Genomic DNA, 11873 nt, shown 5'->3' on the forward strand with positions numbered 1-11873 from the left:
GGGTGACGTCGTTTCTGCGCCATCGGCACGATGGACGGCAGCGCACCGGTCAGCGCCAGGCCCGTCAGGGCGACGCCGGACTCCAGGAGGTTGCCGGACCAGTTGCACAGGCCCAGGTCGAGGGGCCAGTTCCTCTCGCCGCGCAGCTCCGCACGGCATGGAGTGCTGCGCGGGGTCTCCCTTGACGTGAGGCGCGGGGAGACCGTGTGTCTCATCGGCCCGTCGGGGTCCGGCAAGAGCACGCTGCTCCGCTGCGTCAACCACCTGGAGGTGTCCGACGACGGCCTACTGGCACGCTTCGGCACAGGAGCACGCTCCTGTGCCGGCCGTCGCCGAAACCCGTCACCGTTCGCGCTTGCTTAGAGTGCACTCCAAGGTTCTAGCGTGGAGGTCATGACGGTGATGGAGAGCACTTCCGTGAAGGTGGACGTCTGCGCCTCGGCCCCGCAGGCGCATCCGCGTCCCGAGGGGCAGGACCGCTACACCATCAGTGAGGTCGTCGCCTTCACCGGGCTCACCGCGCACACCCTGCGCTGGTACGAGCGGATCGGGCTGATGCCGCACGTCGACCGGTCGCACACCGGCCAGCGGCGCTTCACCAACCGTGACCTGGACTGGCTGGCCTTCGTCGGCAAGCTGCGGCTGACCGGGATGCCGGTCGCCGACATGGTCCGGTACGCGGAGCTGCTGCGCGAGGGCGAGCACACCTTCGAGGAACGGCAGGAGCTGCTGGAAGCGACCCGCCGCGACGTGAGGACGCGGATCGCGGAGCTCCAGGACACCCTCGCCGTCCTCGACCACAAGATCGACTTCTATGCGAGTGCCCGCCGGGCGCCGGAAAGGCCTTGTACCTGATGACTGACAACAAGATCGCCACCGTGGAGCTCGGTATCGGCGGCCCGCAGATCGGCGTGCAGGGACTCGGCTGCATGGGCATGAGCGAGTTCTACGGGGACACCGACGAGTCCGCCGCCCGCGAGACGCTGGAGACGGCGCTGGCGGCGGGCGTCACCCTCTTCGACACCGCGGATGTGTACGGTCTCGGCGCCAACGAGGAGTTCCTCGCCCCGTTCGTCGGGGCGCACCGCGACGAGATCACGCTCGCCACGAAGTTCGCCATCGAGCGCAAGGACGACGACCCGCACTACCGGGGCGTGCGCAACGACCCCGCGTACATCCGCAGCGCCGTCGAGGACAGCCTGCGTCGGCTGAACACCGACGTCATCGACCTCTACTACATGCACCGCCGCGACCCGGCCGTCCCGCTGGCCGAGTCCGTCGGCGCGATGGCCGAGCTGGTCCGGCAGGGCAAGGTCAAGCAGCTCGGGCTGAGCGAGGTGACGGGCGCGGAGCTGCGCGAGGCGTACGCCGTGCATCCGATCGCCGCCCTGCAGTCCGAGTGGTCGCTCTTCAGCCGGGACGTCGAGCGCAGCGCCGTACCGGCGGCTGTCGAGCTCGGGGTGACCGTCGTGCCGTACTCGCCGCTCGGCCGCGGCTTCCTGACCGGGTCGTTCACGGACGCGGCCAAGGACCTGTCGCAGGGCGACTTCCGCCGGTTCCAGCCGCGCTTCACGGGCGACAACGCGAAGGCGAACGCCGCCCTGCTGGAGCCCGTCCACAAGATCGCGGCAGCGCACGGGGCGTCGGCGGCTCAGGTGGCGCTCGCCTGGGTGCAGCAGCGGGCCCAGGTGCACGGGCTGACCGTGGTGCCGATCCCGGGCACCCGCAAGAGCAGCCGGCTGCTGGAGAACGTGGCCGCCACCCGGCTCACGCTGACGGACCAGGAGCTGGCGTTGCTGGAGCCGATCGCGGGGCAGGTGGCGGGGGACCGGTACCCGGACATGAGCTCGACGTCCGCCGCGCGAGAGTAGTCGTTTCCGGCGGGCCCGGGCGCCCGGCGATCGTTGTGCCCTCAAGCGCCGGACGGGCTTGAGACGCCCTCGATCGCCGGACGGGATGGATCGTCCGGCGCCGTCCTACGCCAGCCCCAGCGCGTACGCCGCGAACCCTGTCGCCAGCAGGCCCGCCACCGCGCGGCGGGCGTTCGCCGCGTGCGTGCCGGTCTTCCACGGGGCCTCGAAGCGTCGCGCGTACCGGGCGATCAACACCAGCAGCCCCGCGAACACCGGCAGCCACGCCACCCGCGCCAGGATCCAGCCGACCGTGTCGGGCCCGGTCGTCAGTCCCGGCACCGCACCGGCGAACGACGCCGGGACCGCCGCGGCCAGCATCGCCGTCTGGTGCCAGCACAGGATCGTCATCGCGGACAGGTTGATGACGACGACCGGCGCCCACACCCGCGGCCTGCGCAGGAACCGGCCGATCCGGTCCCGCAGCAGGATCGCCGCGCCGCTCTGCGCGGCGGCCAGCGCCAGGACCAGCAGCGACGGCGGATGCGAGTTCGTCCGCGCCTCGCCCGGTACGCCGACCATCGACGCCGGATAGTGGAGGACCAGCAGCAGCGCGGCGAACAGCACGGTCCCGCCGATGAGCAGGACGCGGGCGCCACGCCTGCCGATGCGGCCCTCGCCCCAGGAGACGCCGAGCTGGTACGCGAAGAGCCAGCCCGGAAGGATGTTCAGCACGCTCAGCCAGGACGGCATGGTGTCCGCGAACGGCCCGTACCGCAGGAAGTCGACGGCTGCGACCGACCCGAGCAGCGGCACCGCGGCCCAGCCGCCCAGTTTCCGTGCGGCCTTGACGCAGTACGGGGTGAGCGCCGTGACCACCGTGTACACCCCGACGAACCACAGCGGCTGGATCACCAGCGTCGACCCGGTCCGCAGGGTGTCACCGGGCACGCCGAGCGCGCTCAGCACCGGGATCATCGCCGCCCAGACGGCCGTCACCCCGATCACCGGCCTGCCCAGGCGGGCGACGCGTCCGCGCAGCCAGGCACCGGTGGTGGACTTCCTGCGGTGGTACGAGAGCACGGAGGCGTAGCCGCCGACCAGGAAGAAGATGCCCAGCATCTGAAGCACCCAGCTCACCGGGGCGAGGCCGCCGAACGTGGCGAGCGGGCTGGCGTTGTGCAGCGCGCCGTCGCCGTCGAGGCGGAAGCCGCCGAGCAGCCAGTGGCCGGTCGGGACGGCGAGCAGGGCGAGGGCGCGCAGGCCGTCGATGGCGCGGTCGCGATGAGCGGGCGTACGGGCGTCGATGCGCCGCGCAAGGGTGGTGAGGGCGGTGAGGCTCATCGGGCTTCCCCCCGCGCGATCGAGGCGAAGGCGCGGAGCGAGTCCGTACCGGGAGCGAAGTAGCCGGTGTGCCCGTGGGCCTTGTGGGCCGGTACGCGGCGTGCGCCGAACCCCGGACCGGTCGGATCGGGGCCGTGCCCGAGCCCCGCCACCTCGACGTTCGGTACGTCGTCGATCCAGTCCGTGGCGTCCTTGGCGGCCCACACCCTTGCGGTGGTGTGCAGATCGGCGACGTTGCGGGCACGCATCCCGGGCGAGCCGAGGACGACCAGGTCCGTGACGCGCAGCCGGGACGCGGCGAGCCCGCACACGACGGAGCCGTAGCTGTGGCAGAACACGGCGGGCGCGGGCGCACCGTCGGCGGCCAGCCCCTCCGCGAACCGGGTCAGCCGGTCGGCCCCGGCCTCGGCGAGCGACCCGGTCGCGGCATCGAGGCCGATGCCCACGGGAGTGGTGTACCCGGCCCAGGCGACGACGGCGCTGCCGCGTCCGGTCTGCGCGTACAGCGCCTTCGCCATGCCGGCCGGGGTGCCGTACACATCGTTCGTACGGTCGAAGGTCCCGGCGTCGATGTCCGAACCCGGCACCACGACCGCGACATGGCGCGCGGTGCTCAAGTCCCCGAACACCTCGGCCACTTGGCCGCGTCCGCGCGGGTCGAAGGCGAGGATCTGCCGGTGCCCCGGCCCGGCGAGATGCGCGTACCCGGGGTCGTGCGAGGTGCGCAGGGAACGGGCGTTGGCCCGGTAGCGCAGTGCGACGGGCGCGCCGTCCAGATTCCCCACGACGAGTGGGTGCCGTACGACCAGGGTCTGCTGCTGTGCCGCCGTCAACCCCCGGAAGAAGCGGCTCACTTCGGCGGGGGTGGTCCGCTCCGGGTCCGGCAGCTCACGCCCCAGCACCCGATCCGCGCGCCAGGCCGCGGTTCCGGGAGGTGGCCCGGTCAGGGCCTGCTGCGCGTTCCCGGACGCCCAGCCGGCCGTCCCCGCCACCATGGTGGTCGCCAGCGCGACCGCGACCAGAGTCCTTGCATAACGGCGCATCCCGCCCCTCCCTCTCCGGCTGACCCGGCTCCCGCACGCCGTTCGGCGCGACGGAGAGGAAGGTAGGAAGGAGGTGGGTGCGGGGGCGTCGCACCGGGGAGCCAAGTGCGGATTGATACCCGGGTAGGGGGTGTACGGGGGGTCTGCCGGAGGGGCGGGTGGGGGGAGCCCCTACTGCTCTCCTGGTACCACCACTCCCGCCTCGTACGCGAAGATCACCGCCTGCGCGCGATCCCGCAGATCCAGCTTCGCCAGCACCCGCCCGATGTGGGTCTTCACCGTCTGCTCGGCCAGCACCAGCCGCCCGGCGATCTCCTGGTTGGACAGGCCCCGCGCGATCAGCTCCAGCACCTCCCGCTCGCGCGGAGTCAGCCCGTTCAGCCGCAGTGCATGCCCGCTCCGGGCGGCCCCGGACGGCCCCTGCCGGGCGAAGTCGGCTATCAGACGGCGCGTCACGGACGGCGCGAGCAGCGCCTCGCCCGCCGCGACCACCCGTACCGCCGAGATCAGGTCGGCCGGCGGCGCGTCCTTCAGCAGGAAGCCGGACGCCCCGGCGCGCAGCGCCTCGTACACGTAGTCGTCCACGTCGAACGTGGTGAGCATCAGCACCTTGGGCAGGTGCACCACGCCCACGGGCGGGTTCAGCAGCTCACGAGCCGCCGCCAGGCCGTCCATCTCGGGCATCCGGACATCCATCAGGACCACGTCCGGGTGGACCCGCCGGCTGACGTCGATGCCCTGGCGCCCGTCCGGTGCCTCACCGACCACGTCGATGTCGCTCTGTGCCGCGAGCAATGCCGCGAACCCCGCCCGCACCATGGCCTGGTCGTCGACGATGATCACGCGGATGGTCAAGAGTCCTCCGAGGTCGGGGGCGGAGCGGCGGCGAGCGGCAGCCGCGCGGCGACCCGGAAGCCGCCGTCCGGCAGCGGTCCGGTGTCCAGGGTGCCGCCCGTCAACCGTACGCGTTCCCGCATGCCGACCAGGCCGTGTCCGGTCCCGGTCGTCTCCAGCGGCGAACCGGGCTGCTCCGCCCGGTCGTTGACCACCAGGACGGTCAGATGCGCGCCGTCGGACGTGATCGATATCCGGGTCCGCGCGCCGGGCGCGTGCCGGACCACGTTCGCCAGGGCCTCCTGCACGATCCGGTACGCCGACAGATCCACCGCCTGCGGTACGTCCGGCAGATCGGCGGCCAGCGACAACTCGGCCGGCAGCCCCGCCCGCACCGTCGCCTCCACCAGCTGCTGCACCCGGTCGAGCCCCGGCTGCGGCGCCCGCTCGCCCTCCGTGCCCTCGCTGCGCAGCACCGTCAGCAGCCGCCGCATCTCCGTGAGCGACTCCCGCGCGCTCGCCGCGATCGCGCCGAACTCCTCGCGCGCCTCCTCGGGCAGTCCGCTGATCCGGTAGGGCGCCGAATCGGCCTGGACCGTGATCACGGACATGTGGTGCGCGACCACGTCGTGCAGCTCACGGGCGATCCTGGTGCGCTCCTCGAGCAGCGTCCGCTGCGCCCGCTCGGCCTCGCTGATGGTTTCCTGCTCGGCGAGCCGACGCTGCGCGTCGCCCCGTTCCCGCAGTGCCGCGCCGATCACCAGGACCACCGCACCGAGGATCACGAGCAGCAGCGCGCTGCCGTTGCTGCGCTCCGGCGCGATCAGGTGCAGGATCAGGCTCGCCGCGCCCGTCGCCACCCAGACCGCGGCCAGGGTCCGCCGGGTCTCGCGCAGGGCCAGGGCGAGCAGCACGAAGAGATAGCCGACCAGGGTGGGCGGGGGCCACGGCCAGACGTCGAACTTGCCGACCGGATACCCGAGCAGCGCGGCCGCACCCAGGATGTCCGCGGGGAAGATGATCCACCACGCCTGCAGCGGCCGGTGCGCCAGCATCAGGAGCGGCGCCGCCTGCGCGACGGCCAGGGCTCCCGCCAGTCCTCCGTTCACGCCGTACCCCTCGGTCAGGACATTGATCGTGACCGGGATGAAGGTGGCGACGAGGGCGAGGACGACGAGGTACGGCAGCAGTCGCTGCCACCGCTTCGGCGCGTCCGCCAGGAGCGGCGTCGCGGGGTGGGACGGGTGCGAGAGCCCGTGCGCGAACTCGCGCAGATTGCGCCGGGCGGCGCTCAGCAGGCCGTCGACGGCGGGCGGCGGGGGAGACGAGGGCGGCGTCGATGGCGGGGGCGGCGTCGGCGTCGGCGTCGGCGGCGTCGGCGGCTTGCGCGGCTTGCGCGGCGGGGAAGTGGACATGGCTTGATCAGCGTAGGCAGTGGACCGGCCCGGTGGCGTCATACCGGGGTTCCGGTCCACCGCCGTCCTTCTCGTACGGGGGGATTACCGTCGAGCCGGATTTCCGGGGCCCGGGTCTCGTACGCCGGAGACCCCCGGCCAGCGCCCGCGCGCACTGCCCGCGCGCACCGCCCGCGCCCACCGCACGCCTAGAGCTCGGCGAGCAGCTGCGCCTTCTTCGCGCTGAACTCGTCGTCCGTGACCAGCCCCGCCTGGTGCAGCTCCCCGAGGTGCCGGATCCGCTCCGCGATGTCCGCGGGATCGCGCCGCCCCGCGCCCGACAGAACGGTCGCCGGCGTGGCGGACGACGGCTGCTTCCTGCGTACGGATTCCAGTACGGCCGCGGCGAACGGCAGCGACTCGTGCACCGGGCCGTAGCCGAGGCCGAAGACCACCGCGGCCGGGTCCTGATCGGCCCGGGTGGGGCGGGGCGCCATCGGCTGCGCGCTCGGCAGCAGGCCGGCGGCGAGCCCTGTGCCCAGCTCCGTACCGGTACCGGTACCGGTACCGGTGCCGGTACCGGCACCGTCACCCGCACCCGGGCCGGAAGCGGTGCTCATGCCGAGGCCGGCCCCCGCGCCCGGGCCGGGAACCGTGCCCCCCAGGCTCCTCGGCACCAGCCGCAGATAGCCGTCGAAGGCCTCCGGCGAGCGCCACTCGACCCCGCTCAGCTCCGTCACCGGAAAGGTCTGGTCGCCGGCCTTCCACTTCGCCGTGGAGGCGCCCGTCCAGAACCAGCGGAAAGAGATCCGGTCACCGTCGAAGCTGGCCCGGCCGTCGTACGCCTTGAACTGCATCGGGGCCTCGGGGGCCGCGACCAGGAACCGCTCGGCGGGCTCCGCGGCATCGGGACCGAGCCGGGCGCGCAGCTCGTCCGCGTAGTACTCGGCGAGTGTCTCGCGCTCGGCCGGAAGCACCAGCCGGTACGGATCGCTGCCGGCCTTCAGCTGCCCCGCCGCGGCCTCCAGCAACGGGTCGGCACCGGGTCTCGGCACCGCGTGCAGGACCACCGTGCCCCGCTTGCCCGGGGTCAGCGTCACCGACGACAGCGCCGTGTGCGGGACGCGGCGCTCACGCAGGCTCTGGAAGAGCTTCGGTGTGCGTATACCCCGTTCGAAGCGGATGAGCACGGAGTCGGTGTCGAACTCCCAGGTGGCATGAATTCCGGCCAGCACATCACCCATGCGCCTCATCGTATGCGGCACTTGCTCGCACGTCCCCCTCGGTGTCGGCCCCGATATGCGGCCGGCTGCGGTTCGTCGCCCCCGTCAGATCCCCGTGCCCCGGCCGTCGGCGGCGACTCCGTTGTGACACGTGCTGTCGGAGTTCGCACAGCTCACCGAGGCGTAGGCCCCGACGCCGATGGCGGCGAAGTTGCTGAGGCTCTCGGTGCCCGGCTCGAAATAGCCGCTGTGGCCGACCGCTCCGCCCGCCGAGACAATGCGTGCGCCGAAGCCCGGGTCGACCGGGTCGGCGCCGTGGCCCAGCCCGCCGAGCTCCAGGTTCGGTACGTCCGCGATCCAGTCGTCGTGGTCCCGCGTCGCCCACACCCTGGCCTCGGTGTGCAGCTGCCCCGCATTCTCCACTCGCATGCCGGGGCTGCCCGCGACCGCGATGTCGGTGACCCTGGACGGCAGTTCATGTGCGGCGACACCGCACAGCACCGAGCCGTAGCTGTGGCAGAACAGCGAGACCGGGGCGTCCCCGGGCAACGCGCCCACCAGGGCGTTCAGCCGCACAGCCCCGCGCTCTGCGAGGTTCCCCAGGGCCGCGTCCACCCCGATCCCGGCCGGCGTCGTGTAGTCGGCCCAGGCGATGACGGCGGTACGGGTACCGGGGCGCGCGGCGCGCTCCGCCGCGTACAGCGACTTCGCCATGCCGACCGGGGCGGCGTTCACCATGGGGGCGGTCCGCTCCAGCGTCAGCAGATTGGTGTCGACGCCGGGGACGATCACGGAGATCCGCGCGGCCCGGTCGAGATCACCGAACACCTCGGCGGCGCGGCCCTTCCCGGACGGGTCGAAGGCGAGGATGTGCCGGCCGTTCTCCAGCATCGACCGGAAGCGGTTCATCCGCCGGAGCGCCTCGGCTCGGCCGTCGGGGGAGAGCCTCTCGTCGTGCATGCGCTGCCGCTCGACCGCCTGCGCCTGCACCAGGGCCCGCTGGTTGGCGTGGTAGCGCAGGGTGACCGGGGCGCCGTTCAGATTGCCCACGACCAAGGGGTACTTGTCAGCGAGTGCGGTGCGCTGCGCGGCCGTGAGCGTGGCGAAGAACTGCGCCAGCCGGCCCGGCGGAGCGTCGGCGTCGGGCAGCGCATGACCGGCTACGCTGCCGCGCGCCCACGAGGCGAGTGCGAGAGTGCGCGGCTCGTCGGAGCGTTGGTGACGTACGGCGGTCCAGCCCGTGGTCGCCAGCATCACGAACACAACCGCGACGGCGAGCAGCGCGCGCCATGCGGTGAGCGTGGGGGAGGTGTCGAAGGAAGTCACTCCCGCCCACATTAGGAGACGCGGGACGACAGCCGTGAACAGGGTGACGCACATCACCCCGCTGTCGGGAATTCAACGCCGGTCGTTTCACGCTGTGTTGGTGCGACGCGCACGCTCAGGCGCGCGGGGTGCCTCCGGAGCGTCGCATATGGCCGCCGGGGCACGGCTGTTGTGAAGTCGGTCATGCCGGGGCAATGAGGCGTACCACACATCTGCGCGTCGGCGAGTCGACACATCGACAGCTCGACGCGATGCCTCGGCGCACCAGCGCGTGCGCGCCGAGGGCCACCGGCACACCGGACGGAGTTTCCATGGCGCTACCCGAGCCCCGCGTCGGTCTCCGCCCGCCAGTTTCCGGCCAGTGCCGGGCCGAGCTGGTCCAGATACGTCTCGGTCAGCGCGCGCAGCGAGTCCACGCTGGCGTCCCGCCCCTGCCCCCAGAGCTGCCCGGTCACCCGCATGACCCCGGAGAACGCGGCGACGGCGACCCTCGGCCGGGGGTCCGCCTCCACGTCGAGACCCTCGCGCTCGGCGATCAGCAGCGCGATCTGGTTCTCCAGATCGATGTGGCGTCGAAGGTGGGCGGCGAGCAGCGACGGCGTCGACTCGATCATCTGGTAGGTGCGCATGTGGAGTTCGACCGTGACGATCGCCTCGATCGCCTCGCCGATGGTGTTCCAGGCGCAGAGGACCGCGCGGCGCAGTGCCTCGAACGGGGTCTCCGAAGCGGGACGCCGGCGCAGCTCCGAGAGGAAGTGCGACTCCACCATCTCCTGGATGGCGAAGGCGGCCTCCTCCTTGCTGGCGAAGTAGCGGAAGAAGGTGCGCTGGGAGACCTCGACGGCGTCGACGATCTCGTCGACGGTGGTCTCCTCGTAGCCCTGGGTGGTGAAAAGATCGAGGGCGGCGTGCAGCAGGGCGTCCCGGGTGCGTCGCTTCTTCTGTTCGCGCAGCCCGGTCGGACGCTCGGGCGGCCCGGTCGGAGGCTCGTGCGGTCCCGTCGGACGTCCACACGGCCCGGTCGGATGCACGGCCCGCTGCCCATCGGTCACGGAAATGGTCCTCTTTCTCCTGATATTCCCAGCTCAACGCACCTGTGAGCTACGTGACAGTTACTGTCTTGTGAAATGGTTTGTCAACTGTCAGCGGCTGACACTAATCTCCCGGGCATGACTAGTCAGACCACCGTCGAAAAGGCGTCGCGGGAGCCGCAGGACACCTCCGCGCCCGCACCTGCCAAGGGGCTGCGCGGCCACCCCTGGCTGACGCTCTTCTCCGTGGCCATCGGCGTGATGATGGTCGCGCTCGACGGCACGATCGTCGCGATCGCCAACCCCGCCATCCAGCAGGATCTCGGCGCTTCGCTCGCCGACGTCCAGTGGATCACCAACGGCTACATGCTCGCCCTCGCGGTCTCCCTGATCACCGCGGGCAAGCTCGGTGACCGGTTCGGCCACCGCCAGACCTTCCTCATAGGTGTCGTGGGCTTCGCCGCGGCATCGGGGGCCATCGGCCTCTCGCACAGCGTCGCCCTGGTGATCGTGTTCCGGGTGCTCCAGGGCCTCTTCGGCGCCCTGCTGATGCCCGCCGCGCTCGGCCTGCTGCGCGCCACCTTCCCGGCCGAGAAGCTGAACATGGCGATCGGCATCTGGGGCATGGTGATCGGCGCCTCGACCGCGGGCGGTCCGATCCTCGGCGGTGTGCTCGTCGAGCACGTCAGCTGGCAGTCCGTCTTCTTCATCAATGTGCCGGTCGGTGTGATCGCGCTCCTGCTGGGCCTGGTGATCCTCAAGGACCACCGCGCAGAGAACGCGCCGCGCTCCTTCGACATCGGCGGCATCGTGCTGCTGTCGCAGGCGATGTTCTGCCTGATCTGGGCGCTCATCAAGGGCGCAGAGTGGGGCTGGGGCGACTACAAGACGCTCGGCTTCCTGGGCGCCGCCGTGGCCCTGTTCGTGGTCTTCGCCTTCTCCCAGAAGAACGTCAGGGAGCCGCTGATCCCGCTGGCGATGTTCCGGTCCGTGCCGCTGTCCGCGGGCGCGGTCCTGATGGTGCTGATGGCCTTCGCCTTCATGGGCGGGCTGTTCTTCGTCACCTTCTACCTTCAGAACGTGCACGGTCTGAGCCCGGTCGACAGCGGTCTGCACCTGCTGCCGCTGACCGGCATGATGATCGTCGCCTCGCCGCTCGCGGGCGCCATGATCACGAAGTTCGGCCCGCGGGTTCCGCTGGTCGGCGGCATGGTGTGCACGGCGGTCGCCATGTTCGGCATGTCCCAGCTGGAGATCGGCACCGGCACCCTGACCATGTCGATCTGGTTCGGCCTGCTCGGTCTCGGCCTCGCCCCGGTGATGGTCGGCGCCACCGAGGTCATCGTCGGCAACGCCCCGATGGAGCTCTCCGGCGTCGCGGGCGGTCTGCAGCAGGCCGCCATGCAGGTCGGCGGCAGCCTCGGTACGGCGGTGCTGGGCGCGGTCATGGCCTCCCAGGTCGACTCGAAGCTGGCCGACAACTGGACGGCCGCGCAGCTGCCGCCCCTCTCGCCGAAGCAGCTGGACGCGGCGTCCTCGGCCGTCGAGGTCGGCGTCCCGCCGATGGATGCCAACACTCCGCCGGAGATCGCGGCGAAGATCGCGGGCGTCGCCCATGACACGTTCGTGTCGGGCATGAGCACGGCATTCATGGTCGCCGGCATCGTCGCGGTGGTCGCCGCGCTGGTCGCCACGCTCACCAAGCGCGGTGCGAACGCTGAGGCGGGCGCGGGCGCCGGTCACATCTGACGGTTCGTCCTGACGCTTGCTCGGCGTCAACACAGTGCGTACGACAGCCCCGCCGGACCGTTCCGGCGGGGCTGTCGCC

At 71.8% G+C, this 11873-nt stretch carries 11 protein-coding genes; 4 read left to right on the plus strand and 7 right to left on the minus strand.

The window, feature by feature from the left end; genetic code table 11:
* Positions 1-30: 30 nt before the first annotated feature.
* Genes ACFU8Q_RS03735 through ACFU8Q_RS03745 form a run of 3 tightly spaced genes read left to right on the plus strand, consistent with a single transcriptional unit; the run spans position 31 to position 1871 of the window.
* Positions 31-363, plus strand: a complete 333-nt coding sequence (locus tag ACFU8Q_RS03735) for an ATP-binding cassette domain-containing protein (RefSeq protein WP_384447301.1) — start codon at positions 31-33, stop codon at positions 361-363.
* Positions 364-393: 30 nt separating this feature from the next.
* Positions 394-855, plus strand: coding sequence for a MerR family transcriptional regulator (locus ACFU8Q_RS03740; RefSeq protein WP_384447303.1), 462 nt, complete (start codon positions 394-396; stop codon positions 853-855).
* Positions 855-1871 carry an aldo/keto reductase gene (locus tag ACFU8Q_RS03745; RefSeq protein ID WP_384447304.1) on the plus strand — a complete coding sequence of 339 codons (1017 nt, stop codon included), beginning with the start codon at positions 855-857 and terminating at the stop codon, positions 1869-1871. The genes ACFU8Q_RS03740 and ACFU8Q_RS03745 overlap by 1 nt, the downstream gene beginning before the upstream one ends.
* Before the next feature lie 105 nt (positions 1872-1976).
* Here the strand turns inward: ACFU8Q_RS03745 and ACFU8Q_RS03750 are convergent, their stop codons facing one another.
* From ACFU8Q_RS03750 to ACFU8Q_RS03780, 7 genes are all read right to left on the minus strand, one after another.
* Positions 1977-3194 carry an acyltransferase gene (locus ACFU8Q_RS03750; protein WP_384447306.1) on the minus strand — a complete coding sequence of 406 codons (1218 nt, stop codon included), beginning with the start codon at positions 3192-3194 and terminating at the stop codon, positions 1977-1979.
* On the minus strand, positions 3191-4237 hold the full coding sequence (locus ACFU8Q_RS03755; protein WP_384447308.1) for an alpha/beta hydrolase: 1047 nt from the start codon (positions 4235-4237) through the stop codon (positions 3191-3193). The genes ACFU8Q_RS03750 and ACFU8Q_RS03755 overlap by 4 nt, the downstream gene beginning before the upstream one ends.
* A 171-nt stretch (positions 4238-4408) precedes the next feature.
* Positions 4409-5092: a response regulator gene (locus ACFU8Q_RS03760; protein WP_384447310.1), complete on the minus strand. Its 684-nt coding sequence runs from the start codon at positions 5090-5092 to the stop codon at positions 4409-4411.
* Positions 5089-6486: a sensor histidine kinase gene (locus ACFU8Q_RS03765; RefSeq protein ID WP_384447312.1), complete on the minus strand. Its 1398-nt coding sequence runs from the start codon at positions 6484-6486 to the stop codon at positions 5089-5091. The genes ACFU8Q_RS03760 and ACFU8Q_RS03765 overlap by 4 nt, the downstream gene beginning before the upstream one ends.
* A gap of 188 nt (positions 6487-6674) precedes the next feature.
* Positions 6675-7709: a DUF4429 domain-containing protein gene (locus ACFU8Q_RS03770; protein WP_384447314.1), complete on the minus strand. Its 1035-nt coding sequence runs from the start codon at positions 7707-7709 to the stop codon at positions 6675-6677.
* Between the two features lie 84 nt (positions 7710-7793).
* Positions 7794-9014, minus strand: a complete 1221-nt coding sequence (locus tag ACFU8Q_RS03775) for an alpha/beta hydrolase (protein ID WP_384447316.1) — start codon at positions 9012-9014, stop codon at positions 7794-7796.
* A gap of 317 nt (positions 9015-9331) precedes the next feature.
* Entirely contained in the window at positions 9332-9967 is a 636-nt protein-coding gene (locus ACFU8Q_RS03780; protein WP_384447321.1) for a TetR family transcriptional regulator, read from the minus strand.
* A gap of 216 nt (positions 9968-10183) precedes the next feature.
* On the opposite strand from ACFU8Q_RS03780, the gene ACFU8Q_RS03785 reads away from it, so the two are divergent.
* The gene (locus ACFU8Q_RS03785; RefSeq protein ID WP_384447318.1) at positions 10184-11794 is read left to right on the plus strand and encodes an MFS transporter; all 1611 of its coding nucleotides are present in this window, start codon (positions 10184-10186) and stop codon (positions 11792-11794) included.
* Positions 11795-11873 lie beyond the last annotated feature (79 nt).

The organism is Streptomyces sp. NPDC057543 (assembly GCF_042801895.1).
Lineage (GTDB): Bacteria > Actinomycetota > Actinomycetes > Streptomycetales > Streptomycetaceae > Streptomyces.